The 21,026-nt window shown below is 37.1% G+C and carries 22 protein-coding genes and 1 riboswitch; of the genes, 9 read left to right on the plus strand and 13 right to left on the minus strand.

The features are described from left to right. Window positions 1–64 precede the first annotated feature (64 nt). Window positions 65–1,981 carry a heavy metal translocating P-type ATPase gene (locus TR08_RS29300; protein ID WP_045524409.1) on the plus strand — a complete coding sequence of 639 codons (1,917 nt, stop codon included), beginning with the start codon at window positions 65–67 and terminating at the stop codon, window positions 1,979–1,981. A 206-nt stretch (window positions 1,982–2,187) separates the two neighbouring features. Here the strand turns inward: TR08_RS29300 and TR08_RS29305 are convergent, their stop codons facing one another. Both TR08_RS29305 and TR08_RS29310 read right to left on the minus strand, forming a co-directional pair. Then, window positions 2,188–3,024 (minus strand): YihY/virulence factor BrkB family protein, encoded by an 837-nt coding sequence (locus TR08_RS29305; protein WP_045524411.1) that lies wholly within the window; start codon window positions 3,022–3,024, stop codon window positions 2,188–2,190. Between the two features lie 35 nt (window positions 3,025–3,059). Beyond that, the gene (locus TR08_RS29310; protein WP_045524413.1) at window positions 3,060–3,443 is read right to left on the minus strand and encodes a YtxH domain-containing protein; all 384 of its coding nucleotides are present in this window, start codon (window positions 3,441–3,443) and stop codon (window positions 3,060–3,062) included. A 258-nt stretch (window positions 3,444–3,701) separates the two neighbouring features. On the opposite strand from TR08_RS29310, the gene TR08_RS29315 reads away from it, so the two are divergent. After that, the gene (locus tag TR08_RS29315; RefSeq protein WP_045524415.1) at window positions 3,702–3,929 is read left to right on the plus strand and encodes a DUF1128 domain-containing protein; all 228 of its coding nucleotides are present in this window, start codon (window positions 3,702–3,704) and stop codon (window positions 3,927–3,929) included. Window positions 3,930–3,953: 24 nt separating this feature from the next. On the opposite strand, the gene map is transcribed toward TR08_RS29315, so the two are convergent. Further along, the gene (map, locus tag TR08_RS29320) at window positions 3,954–4,706 is read right to left on the minus strand and encodes a type I methionyl aminopeptidase (protein WP_045524417.1); all 753 of its coding nucleotides are present in this window, start codon (window positions 4,704–4,706) and stop codon (window positions 3,954–3,956) included. A gap of 218 nt (window positions 4,707–4,924) precedes the next feature. Here map and TR08_RS29325 point away from each other — a divergent pair, with 218 nt between their 5' ends. Beyond that, on the plus strand, window positions 4,925–5,254 hold the full coding sequence (locus TR08_RS29325) for a helix-turn-helix domain-containing protein (RefSeq protein WP_045524418.1): 330 nt from the start codon (window positions 4,925–4,927) through the stop codon (window positions 5,252–5,254). 58 nt (window positions 5,255–5,312) lie between these two features. Here the strand turns inward: TR08_RS29325 and TR08_RS31670 are convergent, their stop codons facing one another. Continuing rightward, window positions 5,313–5,462 carry an anti-repressor SinI family protein gene (locus tag TR08_RS31670; protein WP_238579279.1) on the minus strand — a complete coding sequence of 50 codons (150 nt, stop codon included), beginning with the start codon at window positions 5,460–5,462 and terminating at the stop codon, window positions 5,313–5,315. Between the two features lie 32 nt (window positions 5,463–5,494). Next, a riboswitch (cyclic di-GMP riboswitch) is annotated at window positions 5,495–5,582 on the minus strand. Between the two features lie 616 nt (window positions 5,583–6,198). On the opposite strand from TR08_RS31670, the gene TR08_RS32935 reads away from it, so the two are divergent. Next, window positions 6,199–6,363: a hypothetical protein gene (locus tag TR08_RS32935; RefSeq protein WP_193747879.1), complete on the plus strand. Its 165-nt coding sequence runs from the start codon at window positions 6,199–6,201 to the stop codon at window positions 6,361–6,363. Window positions 6,364–6,394: 31 nt separating this feature from the next. Here the strand turns inward: TR08_RS32935 and hutH are convergent, their stop codons facing one another. After that, the gene (hutH, locus tag TR08_RS29330) at window positions 6,395–7,912 is read right to left on the minus strand and encodes a histidine ammonia-lyase (protein ID WP_045524419.1); all 1,518 of its coding nucleotides are present in this window, start codon (window positions 7,910–7,912) and stop codon (window positions 6,395–6,397) included. A gap of 326 nt (window positions 7,913–8,238) precedes the next feature. On the opposite strand from hutH, the gene TR08_RS29335 reads away from it, so the two are divergent. The 5 genes from TR08_RS29335 (at window position 8,239) to TR08_RS29355 (ending at window position 14,449) form a co-directional block, all read left to right on the plus strand. Next, a complete protein-coding gene (locus TR08_RS29335; RefSeq protein ID WP_045524421.1) occupies window positions 8,239–10,329 on the plus strand; it encodes a DNA topoisomerase III in 2,091 nt (696 codons plus the stop codon). A gap of 104 nt (window positions 10,330–10,433) precedes the next feature. After that, window positions 10,434–11,705 (plus strand): MDR family MFS transporter, encoded by a 1,272-nt coding sequence (locus TR08_RS29340; protein WP_045524423.1) that lies wholly within the window; start codon window positions 10,434–10,436, stop codon window positions 11,703–11,705. A gap of 360 nt (window positions 11,706–12,065) precedes the next feature. Next, a complete protein-coding gene (locus TR08_RS29345; RefSeq protein ID WP_045524425.1) occupies window positions 12,066–13,298 on the plus strand; it encodes an aminopeptidase in 1,233 nt (410 codons plus the stop codon). Window positions 13,299–13,372: 74 nt separating this feature from the next. Beyond that, window positions 13,373–13,747 carry a large conductance mechanosensitive channel protein MscL gene (gene mscL / locus TR08_RS29350; RefSeq protein WP_045524426.1) on the plus strand — a complete coding sequence of 125 codons (375 nt, stop codon included), beginning with the start codon at window positions 13,373–13,375 and terminating at the stop codon, window positions 13,745–13,747. Window positions 13,748–13,813: 66 nt separating this feature from the next. Then, window positions 13,814–14,449 (plus strand): Bax inhibitor-1/YccA family protein, encoded by a 636-nt coding sequence (locus tag TR08_RS29355; RefSeq protein WP_045524427.1) that lies wholly within the window; start codon window positions 13,814–13,816, stop codon window positions 14,447–14,449. A gap of 31 nt (window positions 14,450–14,480) precedes the next feature. Here TR08_RS29355 and TR08_RS29360 read toward each other — a convergent pair whose 3' ends face one another. The 8 genes from TR08_RS29360 to TR08_RS29395 all read right to left on the minus strand — a co-directional run bounded on the left by TR08_RS29360 (window position 14,481) and on the right by TR08_RS29395 (window position 20,994). After that, window positions 14,481–14,999: an RNA polymerase sigma factor gene (locus TR08_RS29360; RefSeq protein WP_045524429.1), complete on the minus strand. Its 519-nt coding sequence runs from the start codon at window positions 14,997–14,999 to the stop codon at window positions 14,481–14,483. Between the two features lie 88 nt (window positions 15,000–15,087). Then, window positions 15,088–16,416, minus strand: coding sequence for an oligosaccharide flippase family protein (locus TR08_RS29365; protein WP_045524430.1), 1,329 nt, complete (start codon window positions 16,414–16,416; stop codon window positions 15,088–15,090). 378 nt (window positions 16,417–16,794) lie between these two features. Then, complete coding sequence (locus TR08_RS29370; RefSeq protein ID WP_045524432.1) at window positions 16,795–17,241, minus strand: YaiI/YqxD family protein; 447 nt, start codon at window positions 17,239–17,241, stop codon at window positions 16,795–16,797. 235 nt (window positions 17,242–17,476) lie between these two features. Then, complete coding sequence (locus TR08_RS29375) at window positions 17,477–18,109, minus strand: response regulator transcription factor (RefSeq protein ID WP_045524436.1); 633 nt, start codon at window positions 18,107–18,109, stop codon at window positions 17,477–17,479. Continuing rightward, window positions 18,102–19,154: a sensor histidine kinase gene (locus TR08_RS29380; RefSeq protein WP_045524438.1), complete on the minus strand. Its 1,053-nt coding sequence runs from the start codon at window positions 19,152–19,154 to the stop codon at window positions 18,102–18,104. Before TR08_RS29380 ends, TR08_RS29375 begins: the two co-directional genes overlap by 8 nt. Beyond that, window positions 19,151–19,885: a cell wall-active antibiotics response protein LiaF gene (liaF, locus tag TR08_RS29385; RefSeq protein WP_045524440.1), complete on the minus strand. Its 735-nt coding sequence runs from the start codon at window positions 19,883–19,885 to the stop codon at window positions 19,151–19,153. Before liaF ends, TR08_RS29380 begins: the two co-directional genes overlap by 4 nt. Window positions 19,886–19,983: 98 nt before the next feature. Next, window positions 19,984–20,628, minus strand: a complete 645-nt coding sequence (locus TR08_RS29390) for a PspA/IM30 family protein (protein ID WP_045524442.1) — start codon at window positions 20,626–20,628, stop codon at window positions 19,984–19,986. Between the two features lie 18 nt (window positions 20,629–20,646). Further along, complete coding sequence (locus TR08_RS29395) at window positions 20,647–20,994, minus strand: lmo0954 family membrane protein (RefSeq protein WP_045524443.1); 348 nt, start codon at window positions 20,992–20,994, stop codon at window positions 20,647–20,649. Window positions 20,995–21,026: the final 32 nt, after the last annotated feature.

Below are 21,026 nucleotides of genomic sequence, written 5' to 3' on the forward strand. Positions count from 1 at the left end.
GCTTATGCCCCCGAGCCACTAGGCGCTGTAGCTAGACAGAAATAGATAGGGGAGGGAAACTGAAATGAGTACGGATGCGAAGAGATTATCAAAAGTGGTTCCAAAGGTAGGGTTTGTTGAAAAAATTAAACCTCACGTTGAACTTATTGCGGCTGGTTTAAGTGGTGTTTTCATTGCCACAGGTTGGATTACGGACAAAATGGGTGATCATGTTGCATCCATTATCTTTTATTTATTGGCTTTTGTGATTGGTGGCTTTGCAAAAGCGAAGGAAGGAATTGAAGCTACGTATGAAAACAAACAGCTAAACGTTGAAATGCTGATGATTTTTGCAGCCATTGGGTCTGCGATTATCGGCTATTGGACTGAAGGCGCAATTTTGATTTTTATATTTGCGGTTAGTGGTGCATTAGAGACCTATACGATGAATAAGAGTCACAAAGAGATTTCCTCGCTAATGATGCTTCAGCCTGAAGAAGCACTTCTTATGAATAATGGGATTGAAAGGCGTGTACCTGTTACCGAGCTAAAAGTTGGCGACCATATCCTTGTTAAGCCTGGAGAAAGAATTCCGTCAGATGGAGTCATCAAGAATGGTGTTACGAACATTGATGAAGCTGCCATTACAGGGGAATCGATGCCAGTCTCAAAAGGACTAGATAAAGAAGTGTTTGCGGGGACAGTAAATTTAACAGGCGCCATCACTGTCCAAACAACAAAAGCAAGTAATGAAACACTTTTTCATAAGATCATTGAGCTTGTACAATCTGCTCAAAGTGAAAAATCTCCATCACAGCTGTTTATTGAACGCTTTGAAGGTACCTATGTAAAAACCGTAATAGTTATCGTTTTAATGATGATGTTCCTGCCCTATTTCTTACTTGATTGGAGCTGGAATGAGTCGTTTTATCGGGCCATGATTTTGTTGGTTGTTGCTTCCCCTTGCGCTCTCGTTGCTTCCATTATGCCAGCAACATTGTCTGCCATTTCAAATGGTGCAAAACGAGGTATTTTAGTCAAAGGCGGCGTACATTTAGAGAATCTAAGCCACTTAGAAGCAATTGCCTTTGACAAAACTGGTACGCTAACGAAAGGTAAACCAGAAGTTACTGAAATAATTGTAAATGAAAACTTTGAAAAAATGGAGCTTTTATGGAAGGCAGCATCCATTGAGAATCAATCGAATCATCCTCTTGCACAATCCATTGTCAAGTATGTGAAAGGAAATCTTGAACGTGACCTTGTTCAACCTGAAAACCTTGAAGATGTTTCTGGATGGGGCATAAAAGCCGAAATATGTGGTGAACAGTGGAAAATAGGCAAAGCAGATTTTGTTGGTAGAGAAGCCGCCCTAACATTCGCTGAAGGTAAAGCCTCTGAGCTAGCAAGCAAAGGGAATACACTTGTATTTATACAAGTTAACGATTGTTTAGCAGCGATGATTGCTTTAAAAGATGTTGTTAGACAAGAAACAAAGCTGGCCATCGACCATTTAAAGAAAAAAGGGATTTACACGGTCATGCTTACTGGCGATAGTGAGAAAACAGCTAAGGCAATTGCAGAAGAAAGTCATGTGGATCAGTTCTTTGCTGAATGTCTGCCTGAAGAAAAAGTGGAGCATCTTAAAAAGTTGAAGGAGAAATACAAAACCATCGCGATGGTTGGAGATGGAATTAATGACGCACCTGCATTAGCGATTGCAAATGTTGGAATTGCCATGGGAGAAGGTTCGGATGTTGCACTTGAAACTGCGGATGTAGTCTTAATGAAAAATGATTTACCAAGGATTGCCGAAGCCATTCATCTTTCACAACGTATGAATCGGATTATTAAACAAAATGTGATCTTCTCCATAACAGTGATCATGATTTTAATTTCTTCAAACTTTTTTCAATTACTTGATTTGCCATTTGGTGTTATTGGACATGAAGGCAGTACCATTCTAGTGATTCTAAACAGTTTAAGGCTTCTAAAAAATTAAAAAACCGGGCGATAGCCCGGTTTTATTTAATGGTATCCGTTGGTTCCGTTTGCAGAACCTGATGTTTTATTTCCTTTGCTGCCTTTACCCTTTTGTTTTGTGCCGCCATCTTTTTTTGTTTGTTTTGTCATGATGAGCCCCCTATTTGTTGTCTTATTCCCCATCTATATTGTTTACAAAATAGCGGTTTTCATAAAAGAAAATTTTTAACAGTTGGATTTATTCTTTTCAGTATAAAAAGCGTTAATCTCGCCGCCGATAATAATAATAAAACCAGATATGTATAACCAAATCAGTAAAACAATGATAGCTCCAATACTTCCATAGGTCAGTGAAAAGTTATTAAAATTTCCCACGTAATAAGATAAAGCATATGAAGAAAGGATCCAGCCAACAGTAGCAAAAGCTGCACCAGGAAAAGCACTTCTGCACCGTAATTTGATATTGGGAGCAATCCAATACAATCCTGTGAAAATAATAAATAAAATAATGGCGCTTACGACCAATCGTAACATATCCCAAATACGGAGAAATTCCTTAGTAAAACCTAAATAAGAAAAAAGAAACACTCCAATTTCTCGACCAAATATCGGTAGTAATAATGCAACGATAAAAACAATGATCATTCCTACGGTCAGCAGGACGGCCATTCCTCTAGAGACGATAAAAGAACGGCTTTCGTTCACATTGTATGCTTTGTTAAAAGCTCTAACCAGTGCATGAATTCCATTAGATGCAGACCAGATCGTTCCAATAACCCCAATGGAAAGCAATCCTCCATTCCGATTATTCATCACATAGTGAACATTTTTTTCGATTAAATCCATTGTCTGCGGGGGTGCAAACTCTCTAATACTCCCTAAAATATCAGGGTATGGAATGGGCAGATATGGCAATAAGGAAAAAATTAAAATAAGAAGTGGAAACAGTGAAAGAAGAAAAAAATAGGCGAGCTGTGCAGATAAACCTGGAATATCATCTTCTTCTATCCGGTGCCATAGCAGTCTTAACAAAGATTTGCGAACATTCACTACCTTTTCCATTTCTCACCTCTCCTTTTACACACGATTCCTTTTTCTTACTTTTCTATTAGTTCTTCTTCCACAACAACCTCTTTTAATAAATCTTCTACGCGTGCTGAATCTTCCTGATGAGAAAAAGTGTTCTTCGTTTCCTTGACCATTTCTTTTACTTGGGGAGTTAACTCACGGAGTTCGTCCACTTTTCCAGTAATATAAGAAATGTCCTCACTTACCTGCTCAATGGTGTTTCTAATTTTTTCTGCCGTCTCTTTTACATTTTCCGTGATTTCTCTAGGATGGCGAACAACATAATTAACTTGCTCATACGCTCTTTTCACATTCACCTTCATATCTTGTCGTGTTTTTTTATCTAATAAGCTTAGCGCTCCACCTGCTAATGCTCCATAGAAAATGCCTTTCAAAAATAAATTTTTACCCATTTTTTAACTTCTCCTTCCATTTTGTTTTTATCATTCATTTCATCACTATGAAAAAAATACCAACGTTCATCACTTTATATTTTGCTTTAAGCTTACTGTCAATTGCAATAGCCGAGCATATTTATATCCCTATTATTTAAAACAATACCCTATCCTTTTTATTTTTAACACTACAATGCAAGTAAAAAAACAAGTTTAGATTGACATCTACTAGTGAAAATGAAAAGATAAAGTTAGGAATTTTGAAAGGGTGACAGGATGAATTTATCTGAAAAAACGACTGAAAATGTTGAGTTTATGATTGAACAAATAAAAGAAAAATTAAAGGTATTAAATCTTGGAGCCATTAAACCTTCACACTTTGATGAAGAAATGTACGAGGAATTAAAAGAAATTTATGAGATGGTTATTAAAAAACCTTCTTTTAGCCCTAATGAAATGCAAGCTTTGGTAGAAGAACTAGGAAACCTTCGTAAAAACAAGTAAAACAGATCTCAAGGATCTGTTTTTTTATTTATCTTGTTCAGTTAATATAACTGGCCCTTCTTTACTGATGGCAATGGTATGTTCATATTGAGCAGAATATTTACCATCAATGGTCCTAGCTGTCCAACCATTAGCATCCATTTTTGTTTGATACATGCCGACATTGACCATTGGCTCGATGGTAAACACCATTCCTTCTTTAATTCTTGGTCCTTTTCCTGGCAGCCCGTAATGTGGTACATCAGGTTTTTCATGAATGACTGCACCAATTCCATGTCCAATAAAATCACGAACAACCGAAAAGCCCTCCGCTTCTACATATGTTTGAATGGCATGACCGATATCTCCGATCCTATTTCCAGGAACAGCCTGTTCAATACCTTTATAAAGTGCTTCCTTAGTTACCTTTAGTAAATCTTCAGTCTCCTTAGACACACTTCCAACCGCATAGCTCCATGCGGAATCAGCTAACCCGCCATTATAATTGACAACCATATCGATGGTTACAATATCGCCTTCCTTTAATGGTTCCTGTCTAGGAAAACCATGGCATATTTCATCATTAATACTAGCACAGGTAGCATATTTATAGCCCTTATACCCCTTTTGCTGTGGGGTTGCCTTATGTTTAATAAGGTATTCATCCACAAACTGATCAATCTCCCAAGTGGTTATACCCGGTTTGATCATTTTTGCAATTTCTTTATGGCATGAGGCAAGAATTTCTCCTGCTTTTTTCATCGCATCGATTTCCCGCTGTGATTTAAGAACAATCATGATCTTCCCAACCTTTTTTAATATTTTTATGTATTCTTTGTAAAATTGGAAACACTCTTTAATATTAGCTCTATCAGACCTTTTTTTCAAAAAATAATTGATTTTGTAAATTTAGTATTAAACTTGTAATAATTTTCGTTGTTCTTAATATGGAACTTTCCTATGCTTTCTGATAAAATTATTATAGCAATAATATAAATATTAGGTGTGTGAGCTCAATGATAGGTGATCGTGTTAAAAAACTACGGTTAGAGAAAAAGATGTCATTATCAGAACTTGCTGAGCAAGCAGGAGTTGCTAAATCTTATTTAAGCTCTCTTGAAAGAAACCTGCAAAGAAATCCATCTATTCAGTTCCTTGAAAAGATTTCTTCTGTATTAAACGTACCTGTTGATCATCTAATAAATGAACAGATTAATAAAGAAGAATTAGATAGTGATTGGATGAGCATTGTAAAAGAAGCGATGGATTCAGGTGTCTCAAAAGAACAATTTCGCGATTTTATTGAATTCAATAAGTGGCGGATCGGTCAAAATAATAATGAATAATTAAAGAAGAAAGCATACTACCATAATTTTTGTAGTATGCTTTGTTCTTTTATGTATCTTAGCGATTCTTTACTAGTACCTCTCTAACCTCATTCTGATGGAGAAAATCCAGGATTGATTCCTTCGAAATCCCTAGCTCCTTTGCTTCTAAAATAAGAGCTATCCATTCTGCGTCCATTCCATTCATCATACTATCAGTTATTGCCACTTTCATTCACTCCTAAAATACATATTCGTATTCCAGGTAACCCGGCCATCATAGTAAAATATATACCTTAGATCCTCGGCTTTGCGTCCCCATTTTTCAATGGGTTTGCCTTTTTCTGATTCGTAATGCTCATAAATATTGATTATTCTGTATATTAGCTAGACAGCAATTCCTAATCCATAATTTCTATTTTCATTATATATAGTACTTTCTTAGTAATGTGTTGCATTTTGTCAAATATTTTAATTTTTCGAACCTTTTTTTCACACAAATTACTCCAATTTTCTACAAAATACCCTTTAAGTATTTTGCATAATGTATAAAACTTACAATTTAAATGGAAGTTTAATGGAAAATAAGAGGATTTACAGTCGAATTTGAGTTATTTTCCCTAGGGAAAGATTTTGCAAAATGCTATGAAAAGACTAGAAAATACTGTGAAATTTGTCTATTCTGTGACAATTGACATATACTATAAACACCATTAAAATATACTAAATATTATAAATATTAAAATAATGGTGGTGAATCCAGTCTATGACAACCATTCATGTTTTAAATTACGCTATTCCGATTGCCTTTATGGTATTTTTCGGTTACCTTATTGATCTCATGTGCAGTCCTGCAAAGTCTGATAAAAACAGTAAACAAGAATAATTCTCTAGCCCTCCCTTTCTTACTAATAAATTTCCTTCGTTTGGGAATGATACATTCGTAGACGAAAGGAGTGTTTGATTTGGCACGTGGAGAACATTTTAATCATAAAAAGAAAGGTCATCCCGGAAACTTACCAAAGGATAACTTAACTGAAAAACGTTCGGAAGAAGCCCCTGGAGACGAAGAATTTCTTGTAGTTAGAGAAGCATTTAAGAATAGAGTGGAAACCGAAGATATAGAATGAAAAAAGGCGTGATGAATCACGCCTTTTTTGTTTATTTAACATTATCAAATTTTTGAATAAGCTTTCGTAAGTCCCATTCTTTTAAACCTTTTGCTGCCCGCTCAATATCTTTAGAAAAGATTCGATCCTTATTTATTGAAGGAACAAGCTCTCTTCCCTTCTCATATATCTTCTTTGTCTGGCTTGCCATTTTCTCTACCCCGCGAATTTCGACCGCCTGCATGGCACAAATCAGTTCAATCGCCAGCACTCTTCTAGCATTCTGGATAATTTGATACGCATGCCTTGAGGCAATGGTTCCCATACTCACATGATCTTCCTGATTCGCAGATGAGGGAATAGAATCGACACTTGCTGGGTGGGCGAGTGTTTTATTTTCTGATACTAACGAGGCAGCAGCATATTGCATGATCATAGCACCTGACTGCAAACCAGGTTCAGGACTTAAGAAAGGCGGCAAATCGTTCAACTGTGGATTTACCAATCGCTCGATCCGTCTTTCAGAAATATTCGCAAGCTCGGCAACCGCGATCTTCATAAAATCCATTGCGAAAGCAATCGGCTGACCATGAAAATTTCCACCAGAAATAACTTTTTCTCCATCATCAAAAATCAATGGATTGTCTGTAGCAGCATTCATTTCGATTTCTAATTTTTCCTTAACATAATCAAGTGCCTGCCAGGATGCACCATGAACCTGTGGAATACACCTTAGTGAATAAGCGTCCTGAACGCGATATTCTCCTTGGACTGTGGTTAATAAACTATCATTTAGATACTTACGTATTCTTGCCGCTGTATCAATCTGCTGCTGATAGCCTCGTGCTACATGAACTTCCTCGTCAAACGCATCAATGATTCCGGTCAATCCTTCCATTGTCATCGCAGCGATGAGTTCACTTTCAAATGCAAGCTGCTCTGCTTCTAGATAGCCGACAATTCCCATTGCTGTCATCGCCTGAGTCCCGTTAATAAGCGCAAGACCCTCTTTTGCCTCTAATGTTATCGGAAGTATCTCTTCATCCTGAAGCGCATGAATTGATTCCATTCGATTTCCTTTGTAAAAGACTTCTCCTTCCCCAATCAGCACTAAAGCTAAATGGGATAGGGGAGCCAAATCACCGCTGGCACCAAGTGAACCCTGTTGGGGAATTACCGGTATGATTTCTTTATTAACCAGCTCCAATAGTTTCTCAATCACGATTGGTCTACATCCTGAATACCCTTTTAGAAGCGCATTTGCACGTAAAAGAACCATTGCTTTTGAAACAATTTCCGGAAAAGGTTCTCCGACCCCACAAGCATGGGAGCGAATTAAATTAAGCTGCAAATCCCTGACGTGTTCTTTATCAATTAACACATCACTGAACTTTCCAAATCCAGTATTAATACCGTAGACTACTTTGTGCTCAGAAACGATTTTTTCTACCGCTTCTCGGCTCTTTTTTACAGCTTCCATGCTTTGTTCAGAAGCAAAAACCTTTTCTTTACGATATAATACGCCTTTCATTTGTTCCAATGTTAAACTTTGACCTGTTAGCATAATCATATTTCTCACCTCTACCACTTTAATTGAATAAAGAAAGAGGCTGGATTCCATTTCAGTTAGATTTGGAGTCCAGCCTCTTTTATTAACATTAGTTCATATAATTTTGTTTTTGGATGCCTCATAGGTTATCAGTCCATTCAAAAATTCTATTTACTTAATAATTATTGTATGTGATAAAAAGCTTGATTGTCAATATAATTGTCAGAATTTTAGCACGATAACACTTTAGCACAATAATAAAGGACAGTGAAGTTGTCCAAATTACAATTTAGTTTTTATTTCAGTTATACTGAATGAAGAGTTTTGTGTTATAGAAAGGAGTATTTATGAAATCTCTTGTACTTGCAGAAAAACCAAGTGTAGCCAGAGAACTCGCACGTGTCCTTGGCTGCAATCAAAAACATAAAAGTTATATGGAAGGTAATCAATATATTGTGACATGGGCACTAGGTCATTTAATTGAGCTCAAAATGCCTGAGCACTATGATACAAAATATAAAACATGGAATTTAGAGGACCTCCCTATCATCCCACAGAAAATGGGATTGAAGGTAATGAAGCAAACAAACCACCAGTTCCGCGCAATTGAAGCTTTAGCGAAAAGAAAAGACATCAATGAATGTATCATTGCAACCGATGCTGGGCGTGAGGGTGAGCTTGTAGCCCGCTGGATTCTTGAAAAACTCCATTGGAATAAACCACTGAAAAGACTGTGGATTTCTTCCCAAACAGACAAGGCAATTAAAGATGGCTTTAAACAATTAAAGCCGGGAAAACAATTTGAAGACCTCTATCATTCTGCTGTTTGCCGTGCAGAAGCAGATTGGCTGATTGGACTTAATGTGACAAGGGCTTTGACAACCAAGTATAAAGACCCCCTTTCTGCGGGGAGAGTTCAAACTCCAACTCTAGCAATGGTCATAAACCGTGAACAGCAAATCCAAAAGTTTGTCCCACAGGAATATTGGACAATAAAAGCGGATATCGGACCACTTACAACTGAATGGGAGAAGAACAACGAAAAGAGAATATTTGATAAAGCAGCGGCTGAAAGCATACAAAAAAAGATTACTGAAGCAAAGGCGGTTCTTGAAAGTATTGATAAAAAGAAAAAATCTGAGCCGCAACCTCTTCCATATGATTTAACTGAGCTTCAGCGTGATGCCAATAAGAGGTTTGGTTTTTCAGCCAAAAAGACATTAACTGTTTTGCAGCGATTATATGAGCAATATAAAATTGTCACCTATCCTAGAACGGATTCTCGGTACTTAACAACGGATATGATCAATACAATGGCAGATCGTCTTCAAGGAATGGCTTCAGGTTACAAAGATGAAGTGCGACCCCTTTTAGCAAGCAATGGAAAAGTTTTGGCAAAAAGGGTATTTAATAATGAAAAAGTAACGGATCATCATGCTATTATCCCTACTGAGCAACGCTTAAACTTAGGTGAGCTTGATTCCGATGAAAAGAAAATATATGACCTAATTGCCAAACGCTTCCTTGCACTGTTTTATTCCGCTTATGAATATGAAACAGTTTATGCCACTTTCAAAGTGGAGGGTGAGCTATTTACAACAAAAGAAACAAATGTCATCGATTTAGGTTTCAAAAAGGTTTTAGGAAGAGAAGATTCCGACCAGACAATGACTGGGTTACAGAAGTTATCCCGTGGTCAATCCTTTACGGTTAAAAATGCCTCCATCAATCAAAAGTGGACGGAACCACCACAACGCTATTCTGAAGCTGACATTTTAGCACAAATGGAAAAGTTCGGACTCGGAACCCCTGCAACCCGTGCAGAAATCATTGAAAGGCTTGTGGAAACAGAAGTTGTTGAACGTCAAAACGGACGCTTCCATTCAACCAAAAAAGGAAAACAACTAATTGAGCTGGTGAATGATGAATTAAAATCAGCCGAATTAACAGCTAAGTGGGAACAAGAACTAGAAAGTATTTCTAAAGGAAAAGCAGATCCAAAAGTCTTTTTACAAAAGATTCGACGCCAGACAGAACAGTTTGTTTCTGAAATTAAAGCCAGTGACAAATCTTACCGAGCCCACAACCTAACAGGTTCTAAGTGTCCAGAGTGTAATTCATTTTTAAAGGAGAAGAACACAAAAGAAGGAAAAATTCTAGTTTGTTCAAGTTTAGAATGCTCGTATCGAAAACGAAAAGATCCTAAGCTCTCTAATCGACGCTGCCCGCAGTGCCATAAAAAGATGGAACTCCACGAAGGAAAGGCAGGAGTGTATTTTCAATGCCGTCGCTGTAATGTGGTTGAAAAGGCGGAAGAAAAGAAAAAAGCTGTTAATAAGAGAGAAGAGAAAAAATTAGTACAGAAATATTCGCAAAAAGAAGATTTCGGAACCAGCCTTGGTGATTTACTAAAACAAGCATTGAAGGACCAAGACTAAATCCCAAAGTAGGCGCATTTTGTGCCTGCTTTTTTCTTGTATTTTCTTCCATTGGGATAGTATGATGTATAAGCTATCATACATATTTGTTTCGGAGGTACAACATGAGGATTAGAGATTGGGATCCGAATTTAAAGGTTCGCTTGTTTAGTGAAGCGATGATGAATATTACGTTTTGGATGTTCTTTCCGTTTTTGACCATATATTTTGCTGAAGAATTTGGTAAAAATAAAGCTGGCTTTTTGTTGGTGTTTTCACAAGTTTTTGCTGTGCTTGCCAATTTGATGGGCGGATACTGTGCGGACCGCTTTGGGCGAAAAAAAATGATGGTTCTTTCAGCCATTGGCCAAGGGCTTTCTTTTTTAGCTTTTGCTGCTGCTAGCTCCCCTTGGCTACAATCACCCTGGTTGGGATTTATCGCTTTCGCAATTGCTGGCGTTTTCGGCTCGTTTTATTGGCCTGCCAGCCAAGCAATGGTGGCAGATGTCGTTGACGAAAAGGATAGAAGCAGTGTATTTGCCATTTTCTACACTTCGATAAATATTGCGGTCGTAATTGGTCCTATATTAGGTGCGATTTTTTATGTGAATCATCGTTTTGAACTATTAATATTTGCTGGTATTGTTTGTATTTTACTTGGCTTAATATTAGCAAAATGGACTAGAGAAACAGCACCAGTTCAAAAAGTGGAAGCCCTGGAAGCTGATCGAAAATGGTACTATTTCTTACAAAACCAGTTGAAGGATTACACATTAATTATAAAAGATAAAACCTTTTTTCTTTTTATTATTGCAGGTGTCTTAGCTGGTCAAACATTTATGCAATTGGATTTATTATTTCCTGTTTATATGAAAGAAGTAATTGACCTACAAACTCTATTTTCAATAGGAGACTGGTCATTTACCGTAAAAGGTGAGCAAGCCTTTGGAATTGTGCTTGCAGAAAATGGCTTCCTCGTTGCCTTATTAACAGTTATGATTACAAAATGGATGGGAAGATATAAAGAAAGAAATGTATTTGTATTTTCATCAATCATATATGCGATATCCATATTTCTTTTTAGTCAAACCCATTGGATATGGGGCTTTATTATCGCGATGGCTGTCTTTACCTTTGCTGAGTTAATGGGAGCAGGAATTCAACAAAGCTTTGTTTCCAAGCTTGCACCTGAGCATATGAGAGGACAATATTTTGCTGCTGCCAGCTTAAGATTCACAATCAGCCGAACAATCGCTCCATTATCCATCCCATTGACTGTTTGGATAGGATATGAATGGACATTTTTCGTACTTTGCCTCCTCGCACTTGCAAGTGCAGGCTTGTATTGGCTTATGTTTTATTCATTTGAAAAGAAAACCGCGTTGGATCCTAATTAGGATCCTTTTTTTGTTCAAAAAATTGTCAATAAATTGTACTAAAATGTTCACATTTTAGTAGTTTACTATTATAATTAATATGTAAACGTTTTCTACTATAAGGAGGGTGGTATTGATGGAATTGTCCCAATTTATGTCTCCTACATCATTGTCTGGTATTATTACTTTTCTAGTCTTATTTTCTACAGGCGTTTTTCTTAATATAAAAGTATATGGAAGCAAATTACAGTAGAGAGTCACATCCCTACTTATTTTTTTACCTTATTTTTGTGCTGTACATCCTTTTACTGTTATCAGTTTCTTTTTAACATTAAAAAGGCTAAAATAATTAAGGAAGATTCTGAAAAAGGAGACTAAAAAATGAGTGAATTTCAAAAGAACCTTGAGAAATATGCTGAGCTTGCCGTAAAAGTTGGTGTTAATATTCAGGAGGGTCAAACATTAGTCGTTAATGCGACGTTAGATGCTGCAGAATTTGTCCGCCAGGTTGTGAAAAAAGCCTATGAAGCAGGCGCACAAAACGTTGTAGTTAACTGGAACGATGATGTGGTATCCAGAACAAAATACGAATTAGCTCCAGATGATGCTTTTACTACATACCCTGTTTGGCGCGCAAAAGAACAAGAAGATTTGGTTGAACAAGGTGCCGCTTTTATGGCTATTGTTTCTTCCAGCCCTGACTTACTAAAAGGGGTAAACCCAGAACGTATTTCTAACTTCCAAAAAGCAGCTGGAACTGCGTTAGCTAATTACCGTAAAGCTGTTCAATCTGACAAAGTCAGCTGGACCGTTATTGCTGCTCCATCTCCTGCTTGGGCTGCTAAGGTTTTTCCAGATGCACCAAGCGACCAACAAGTTTCATTACTATGGGATGCGATTTTTAAAGCTGTTCGTGTGGAAGCTGATAATCCAGTGGAAGCGTGGAAAAAACATGATGAAACTTTACATGAAAAGGTTAGCTACTTAAATGAAAGACGCTACCAAAAGCTTCACTATACAGCACCAGGAACTGACTTAACAATCGAACTTCCTAATAACCATATTTGGGTTGGGGCTGGCAGTGTAAACGAAAATGGTTTTGAATTCATGGCTAATATGCCGACAGAGGAAGTCTTCACGGTTCCTCATCGTGAGGGTGTTAATGGAACAGTTGCAAGTACAAAGCCATTAAGCTACGGCGGAAATATTATCGACCGTTTCTCTGTTACCTTTGAAAACGGAAGAATTGTGGATTATAAAGCTGAAGAAGGTGAGGAATTCCTAAAGCGTTTAGTTGAAACGGATGAAGGCTCACATTATTTAGGTGAAGTAGCACTAGTTCCTTTCAACTCACCAATTTCACAATCTAATGTCCTATTCTATAATACTTTGTTTGATGAAAATGCTTCAAACCACTTAGCAATCGGAAGCGCTTATGCATTCTGTATTGAAGGTGGAAAGAAAATGTCCTCAGAAGAACTAAAAGAAAATGGTCTCAATGAAAGTATTACTCATGTCGATTTCATGATTGGCTCTCAAGAAATGGATATCGATGGCATAAAAGCTGATGGAACAAGTGAACCAGTATTTAGAAAAGGCAATTGGGCTTTTTAAATAGTATAATAAATGGAGCAGCTCCTTAGTTGGAAGCTGCTCTTTACTGATTAAATAAATTTGGAGGTTTTTTTATGTTAAATGAGTTTAAGAAGTTTGCCATGAGAGGTAATGTGATAGATCTCGCTGTCGGGGTCATTATAGGTGGAGCATTCGGTAAGATCGTTGCCTCCCTTGTTGCAGATATTATTATGCCAATCATTGCAATGCTTATTGGAAGGGTTAGTGTTGCCGACCTAGCTTATGGATCAGTAAAATATGGGGTATTTCTCCAGTCGATTATTGATTTCTTAATCATTGCTGTTTCTATATTTATGTTCATAAAATTCCTTTCTCGTTTTAAAAAGAAAGAAGAAGAAGCTAAAGTGGTGGTTCAAATTGACAAGAAAGAAGAACTTCTTGCTGAAATAAGAGATTTATTGAAAGCAGAAAAAGATTTTTCTCGATAAAATGAAACATCTTGACCTCTTCTTCGTATATTCTAGATATAAATAAATTTCCTGAGGTGAATAAAATTGTATACACAAACATCAACTGAATTTTTACCTTCTGTTATAAGGACGTTCGCTCTCTCACTTGCCATCGCCTTTGTTGGAACCATGGCAGGTACATTTGTACCACCTGCATTATTTTTACCATTAGCTATCCTTGAATTTGTTTTGTTGATGATTGCCCTTTTCTTTAGACGTAAAAAAGCCATTTCTTATACGTTCCTGTATATCTTCACTTTTATTTCAGGGATAACGTTGTACCCAATTGTTTCTTATTATGCAATGACGGCTGGAGCAAATGTGGTAATGATGGCATTTGCAAGTACCACTGTCGTTTTTACGGGAGTAGCAATTTATGCAACTAAATCAAAACGTAACTTCTCGTTTTTAGGCGGTTTCTTACTTGCTGCTTTGCTCGCTTTAGTTGCAATATCCATTTGGCATATATTCATGCCGTTAAGTTCTACAGCTATGTTAGCCTTCTCATTCATCGGTGTATTGGTATTCAGCGGATACGTTCTTTTTGATTTCAACCGGATGAAGCATTACGGTGTAAGTGCCGAAGAAGTTCCTTTGATGGCATTAAATCTATACTTAGATTTTATCAATCTGTTCGTTAGTATCCTACGTATCTTCGGAATTATATCAAGTAAAGATTAATGAGCAAAAGCCGGGATCTCCCGGCTTTTTATTATGCTAAAGATTGGAGCTTTGGTCTAAGGTGCTCCTTTCCCCTTTTCATCCTTGTTTTCACTGTTGAAATTGGGATATTACTTCTTTTTGAAATTTCAAGTAAAGTAAAGTCTTTAAAATAATATAGAAAAATAGCAGACTTATATATTTCTGGTAATGACATGACCGTTTCTTCCATTTTTTTAGCTGAATCTTTATGTAGAACTTCCTCTTCCGGGAGAGGTGGAGCTTCTACTATAGAGGAATAGGAATACACCTCTTCCTTCCAAAATTGCTTTGCTTTATTTTCCTTTCGCCAATAATCGCGACACTTATTGCCCGCAATCGTAAATAACCAGCTTTTTAATTTAGCTGGTTCCTTTACAGAATTAAAGGCTAAATATGCTGAGGTCAAAACCTCTTGGTAAAGATCCTCCGCAAGTTCTTTATGTTTAACTAAAGAAAAAATATAATTAAAAATAGCTTTCCCATGTTCAATTACCATTTCTTCAAACAAATCGGTCATTTTATCCCGCATTTTTTTGATACCTTCTTCCCTACAACACTTCTTATACTAATAGACGGAATAAAAATGGCTAACCCCTACACTAGCAACTGATTTTTTCCTAATTATTTTTCTGGATGATGCCTTTCATAAAAATTGAAACACCAATTTTTTTGCAAATGGTTAAATAATGCAACAACGCCAATAAGACTGCACCTGTATTCATGGAAATAATGACACCTTCCATCCTCCATTCAGGGCGTATTGCGAGGATAATGATGATTGAAAAGGAAACAATCGTTGACCAAATGCCATGAATAAAGGTCTCCTTTATGAGTCCTAAACCAATTAAAAATGCCTGCATTGGCATCACAAAAAAATGGAATAGAAAAAACGGCCAGAGCATTTGTAAATATACAGCCGCAGTAGATGATTCAAAGAATATGGAAGTAAGCGGCCGGGCAAAAACATAGAAAATAGACACGGCTGGGACCCCATAAAGAAAGGTAAGCTTCATTACTTGTGAAAGCATTTTTTGGAGTGTAGAGTAATCTCTTAACGAATATGTTTTCGAAACAGCTGGTATTAGGACCGTCATTAAGGAATGGGCGATAAATGCAGGGAAAAATCCAATTGAAACGGCAACCCCCATTAGCATGCCAAAATGTTCGGTTGCAATGGTATCAGAAAGTCCAGACCGGACCAGTGCCGACTTAATTAAAAAGGGTTGTACTGCACCTGTTAATGCAGAGAATAATCTCAATCCAGTTGTTGGAACCGAAACAGCCATTAAATTTTTACGAACCGCCTTACGATTTAAATTGGAAAAGGGCATTCGCCTTAATTGTTGAAATTGAATAATTAATGTGTAGCATAAATAAAGAAACACAGCAATCTCACTGCCAATAAATGAAGAAATCGCAATTAGTAAGGAGGCTTCTGAGTCAAATTCAAAGAACCGAAATAATAAGAACAACAACACTAGCTGGACTGATTTTCGTATAAAATTAGCAATGGCAATTTTCCCCATCTGGTGTCTTCCCATAAAATATCCCCTAGCTACCGAGGTAAAGGAAATGACGGGAATTAACAAAATGATGAGCCATCTCGTATAAGGATGGTATCCATTGAATATAGAGATAAACGGCATTAGCACCATAGCCAAGAGCAGCAGGATACTCGTAAATATAATGGTAATCGTAATCGCATGATAAAGGATATTTCGATGGAACTTTTCCTCTTTTTCAGCAACAAACTTTGATATTGAAACCGGCAGTTCGAAGCTGGACAATAGAACGAGTAAATAAATTGATGGAAGTATCGACATATATAAACCTAATCCATGCTTGCCCAACTCTTTTGCTAGAATCAAATTAACTAAGAATTCAACGCCTTCCCCTAAAAAAGCAGAAAGGGCTAAAAATAAAATTCCTTTGTAAAAGATAGCCATTAAGAACTCCCCTTTAAAACAATCTCACTTTTATAAACCTATGAGACAAGTTCTAAGATTAGTAGGGATTTTTTATTTAATTCTCGCTGAGTTGGATTTAGATAAGAACAAAATTTGAAAGGAGGAAGGTTAACAGGTTTACTTCAGAGATAGAGGGTTATTCAGACAGGTAACATGGGAAATGCTCGAGGCTTATTCGGATAGGACCACGGGAAGTGCTTAAGCCCTGTCCGAATCTGAGGCTTATTCGGACAGGAACCACTGGAAATCCTCGAGCCTTGTCCTAACCCACTGATTCTTGTAGGGCTAGATCATATCATTCGAGTATATTATAACGTAGCCAATTATGTAATAGACGTTGAAGAATATACCTTGTGGTTATGTATTGTGAGCAATGGCTCTTTTAAAAAGCTCCCTAAATTGCTCCCTATCTTCTGATGTAAAAGGCTTTGGTCCCTTTGTACGCTTTCCGCTTTTTCGAGCCATAGCACTTAAATAACGTGTTTGTAATAATTGATCTATGTTTTCATTTGTATAGGTAAATCCTTTATGGTGGAAGACTCTGCACCCTTTTGCTAAACCCAGCGAAGCAAGACCATAATCTTGCGTAACAATGATATCGCCTATGCTTACTAACTTCATAATCCTATAATCCGCAGCATCTGCTCCAGAATCAACATAAATGGTTTCCACTCCTGATGGTTGTTCCGCAATAGAAAAATGGGAAAAGCTCGTAACAAGGATTACTGGAATTGCGGCATTCGTACCTTCTGAGATAATAATATCCTTTACTGGACAAGCATCTGCATCAACATAAATTTTCATCTTTGTCTCTCCTGTAAATTAATCGAATTGATAATGATACTAATGATAAATTTTATATATGTCAAAAAAATGCGATGAATATGTTCGACTACAGAATGACTAGAAAAATTGGAAAACGTCAAAGGGAATCTATCTCCCTTAGAAAAACTATTATAAAAAGCGATAGTTTTAATATCCTTCTTCTTATGGAGCTAGATTCAATAAAAAAAGGACTGGTTCAGTCCTTTATGAAGTGTTATTTAATTAACGAGTGTTTAAAAGCATAAATGACAGCCTGTGTTCGGTCTTGAACGTTAAGTTTACTTAATATATTACTCACATGGGTTTTAACTGTCTTTAATGCGATAAATAGCTCATCCGCTATGTCTTGATTTGTTTTTCCCTCTGCCATTAACATGAGAATTTCCATTTCACGGCTGGTGAGTTCTTCATGTGGCAGATGTTGATGTTTTTGGCGCATTTTTACCATCATTTTCCCTGTTACTTCAGGCTCAAGAACTGACTGTCCATGATATGTAGCGCGAACAGCATTAGCAATTTCATCTGCTTTTGAAGTTTTCAACATATAACTAGTAGCACCGGCCTCTAGTGCGGGATACACCTTTTCATCGTCTAAAAAGCTGGTGACAATGATGACTTTTGCTTCAGGCCATCTTTCAATAATTTGCCTGGTTGCTTCAATCCCGTCCATTTCCTTCATCACTAAATCCATTAAAATAATATCAGGTCTTAGCTCAAGTGCCAGTTCCACGCCTTTTTTTCCATCAGCGGCCTCACCAACCACCTCAATGTCTGGCTGTGCAGATAAATATGCGGAAACTCCAATTCTCACCATCTCATGATCATCGACAAATACTACTCTAATCATTTACACCATCTCCATTTATCATAACCGGTACCTTCACTTCCAGCCTTGTACCTTTACTTTTCACACTGATTACCTTTAAAGTGCCTCCAACTTCAAGCGCCCTCTCATGCATATTCTGCATACCATAAGATCCAGCCTTCATGTTATCGACTTCAAAGCCAATCCCGTCATCAACAATTCTTAGGATTACAAGGTCATCACGCATAATCAATAAAACTTCAAGTTTGTTCGCCTTTGAATGACGAAGCGTATTGGATACAGACTCTTGGAGGATACGGAAAAGATGATCCTCGATTCCCTTATCTAGTGGAAATGCTTCTACCTTCCACTTAATTTCCATTGTTACTTTCTGTGATAATTCGACTAATAGCTCTTCAATTCCTTCTTGCAGCGTTTTATTTTTTAACGCAACTGGACGCAAATGAAGAAGCAGAGCACGCATTTCAAGTTGTGATTGGTGAATCATTTCTTCCACCATTTTCAACTGCTTAGCTTCCCTATCCTCTTCATTCGTACTTTGTTTGGTTGTGTTGATGGCAGACATCATCATGGAAGCAGCAAATAATTGCTGACTGACTGAATCATGTAATTCACGAGCGAGTCGATTTCGTTCCTGTTCAATAATTTCTTGAATCCTGGCTTCCTGGTCTTCTACTTTTTCCGTAGCCAATCGTTGTGAAAGCTTGGCTTGTTCAGACATTTGCCTGCCTATTCTATCAATCTGTTCGGCTATACTTTGCATTTCTGTAATGGTTTGCTTTTCATTTGATCCAATCTGTTTCCCTTGCTCTAACTGGTGCAATGAATGCTCAACAGCCTGAAACTGTCTTCTCCAGAATATACCTGAAACGATGCCCAGTAGTATCCCCATAGCAATACTGAATGCAGGTATAAAAATGACAAACGGGATATCCATAAAATGTCGATTCCATAGTTCAGACCAATCTGACATCGGAAAAACAATTATAAAGGTTGCAGCCACAATGAAGGCAATAATAACCGAAAAGGTAATATTCCAAACAACCTGCCTTTGGATGGTGCTCATATCCGGCTCACCTCTAAATTTCCCACCAACAAGGATGTAAAGATTTTCACCTTTTGTTCTGCCTGATCATAGCCGGCTGTCTTAAGATGGAAAGCTTGGTTAAAAACCTGAGCCTGATGATTTTCAAAAACAGTAGTAGAACCAACAACACTTGAGTGATGAACGCTTACTTCTATTTCATAAGGTATTTGGACTTGGATATTTCCAATGACATTTCGTATAAAGATGATCGTTTCACCTTTTGGCAAAACAGTATAACTTAGATCTATGATGGTATCTCCAATTCCAGATTGGATGTTAATGTCATTCCATTCATAAACACCGCTAGGCGTTTTTTGCTGTCCGAAAAATATATTTTCAAAAAGCGGCTTGGTCTTAATCAGCGTCTCTTCCTGTTTAGCCTGCTCTGCTTCTTTTATATCTAATGTAATCTTATTTAGATTCTTTTTTGAGTTAGAATATTGAATAATAAAATGTAAGAGAATAGCCAGCAATAAAAACTTGAAGGTCATCATGCTAAATACACTAATTAAAAGAAAAATAATTCCTGCTAGGAAAAGAACTTTTCCACTTCTCTTCCCTGCTTTTCTTCTGCCAATATAAATGAGACCACCAGAAAATAGAAGGGAGAATATAAGACCACTGTTGAAAAATAGAATTTCTAACAGCAGAACGACAACCCCAATTACAACCAGCCATCCTGTATAATCATTCTTTGCATTTTTTAACATCTGGCCACCCTCCCTTTTTGTTGTTTGTTTTTTGTTTTCCTGTTATGGCCAAAAAGGTGCAGAGGACTGCACCTTTATAGAATACCATGTTTTGGTTATTAAATGGACTTGCTTTCTTCTAATTTCATTTCTTTTTCTAATTGAGCAATTCTTGCATCAATGGTATCGCGGTAATAAGAACTTTTTACTTGATGGTCTAAACGATCTAAGTAATTGTCAATTTCTTGAAAACGTGTGTTTGCATTATTAGATGTAGTATTTGAGTCTAATACTTTATTCATTCGATGATTAGCGCGGGTTACATTCTCACGGCCCATTAATTCCAATCGACGGATTTGCATATCTTTTAACTTATGTTTCATTTCCTCATATTTTCTTTCTAATTCTCCGAGCTGACCTTTAACTTGCTCAAGAGAAGCTCCAAGACGTTCAACACGGCTTGAGTATTGCTGATGTTCTGCTGAAGCAAATTCATAAAGCTCGGTTTCACCTGCTTTAGAAGCGATTTCCGCCTGATACTGCCTTTTTTCTGCCAACTCCACTGCTTGGGAATATTCCCTAGTGAATTTATCTTTCAGTGAATATTGACGTTCCACCAGCTTTCTTACCTTTTCAGTCTCTTGCTCACATTGGCGTAGATATTGGTTAAGAAGAGCAATTGGATTTTGTTTTTCCTTTTGGTCAACCGCAGCATGTAAATCAGCCATAATAGTATCTTTAATTCTTGCAAATAAGTTTGTCATTTATTATCTCTCCTTTGATTAATGATTGTTAAGTTCATTCCATTGTTTTTCAAAATTTACAAACGGGTCAGTCTCCTCTTTTATCACTGTCTTTTTGCTGCTATTCCAGTTTTTATAAACAAGATAAAGTACATAGGCAGCAAGAACACCAATGATAGCAGGAGCGTTATGAATAGAGGCCATTAGGACAAAGAATCCGATAATCCCCAGAACAATCTTGCCTCCGGTCGATTCAGCCTTTAAGAACTTTTTGAAAATGAAGTACAGAATAGCAAGACCAACCAGTAATCCTACCATCGGACCTATTGTTGAAAGTAAAATGATGGCCGCAATTCCACCAGCTAGTAGTAAACCAAATTTTTTCATTTTGTATTTTCCTCCTTTCTTTATCTTGATTT

Source organism: Neobacillus niacini, from assembly GCF_000759675.1.
Taxonomy (GTDB): Bacteria; Bacillota; Bacilli; order Bacillales; family Cytobacillaceae; genus Neobacillus; species Neobacillus niacini_A.

Excerpts from the sequence above, each read along its gene's own strand:
- TR08_RS29365 (WP_045524430.1), bottom strand. The coding sequence starts at position 16,416 with ATGGCTATCTTTTACAAAGGAATTTTATTTTTAGCCCTTTCTGCTTTT.
- TR08_RS29345 (WP_045524425.1), top strand. The coding sequence starts at position 12,066 with ATGAGTGAATTTCAAAAGAACCTTGAGAAATATGCTGAGCTTGCCGTA.
- TR08_RS29310 (WP_045524413.1), bottom strand. The coding sequence starts at position 3,443 with ATGGGTAAAAATTTATTTTTGAAAGGCATTTTCTATGGAGCATTAGCA.
- map (WP_045524417.1), bottom strand. The coding sequence starts at position 4,706 with ATGATTGTTCTTAAATCACAGCGGGAAATCGATGCGATGAAAAAAGCA.
- TR08_RS29395 (WP_045524443.1), bottom strand. The coding sequence starts at position 20,994 with ATGAAAAAATTTGGTTTACTACTAGCTGGTGGAATTGCGGCCATCATT.
- TR08_RS29305 (WP_045524411.1), bottom strand. The coding sequence starts at position 3,024 with ATGGAAAAGGTAGTGAATGTTCGCAAATCTTTGTTAAGACTGCTATGG.
- TR08_RS29360 (WP_045524429.1), bottom strand. The coding sequence starts at position 14,999 with ATGCGGGATAAAATGACCGATTTGTTTGAAGAAATGGTAATTGAACAT.
- TR08_RS29335 (WP_045524421.1), top strand. The coding sequence starts at position 8,239 with ATGAAATCTCTTGTACTTGCAGAAAAACCAAGTGTAGCCAGAGAACTC.
- TR08_RS29390 (WP_045524442.1), bottom strand. The coding sequence starts at position 20,628 with ATGACAAACTTATTTGCAAGAATTAAAGATACTATTATGGCTGATTTA.
- mscL (WP_045524426.1), top strand. The coding sequence starts at position 13,373 with ATGTTAAATGAGTTTAAGAAGTTTGCCATGAGAGGTAATGTGATAGAT.
- TR08_RS29325 (WP_045524418.1), top strand. The coding sequence starts at position 4,925 with ATGATAGGTGATCGTGTTAAAAAACTACGGTTAGAGAAAAAGATGTCA.
- TR08_RS29375 (WP_045524436.1), bottom strand. The coding sequence starts at position 18,109 with ATGATTAGAGTAGTATTTGTCGATGATCATGAGATGGTGAGAATTGGA.
- TR08_RS29370 (WP_045524432.1), bottom strand. The coding sequence starts at position 17,241 with ATGAAAATTTATGTTGATGCAGATGCTTGTCCAGTAAAGGATATTATT.
- liaF (WP_045524440.1), bottom strand. The coding sequence starts at position 19,885 with ATGTTAAAAAATGCAAAGAATGATTATACAGGATGGCTGGTTGTAATT.
- TR08_RS29340 (WP_045524423.1), top strand. The coding sequence starts at position 10,434 with ATGAGGATTAGAGATTGGGATCCGAATTTAAAGGTTCGCTTGTTTAGT.
- TR08_RS29300 (WP_045524409.1), top strand. The coding sequence starts at position 65 with ATGAGTACGGATGCGAAGAGATTATCAAAAGTGGTTCCAAAGGTAGGG.
- TR08_RS29380 (WP_045524438.1), bottom strand. The coding sequence starts at position 19,154 with ATGAGCACCATCCAAAGGCAGGTTGTTTGGAATATTACCTTTTCGGTT.
- hutH (WP_045524419.1), bottom strand. The coding sequence starts at position 7,912 with ATGATTATGCTAACAGGTCAAAGTTTAACATTGGAACAAATGAAAGGC.
- TR08_RS29315 (WP_045524415.1), top strand. The coding sequence starts at position 3,702 with ATGAATTTATCTGAAAAAACGACTGAAAATGTTGAGTTTATGATTGAA.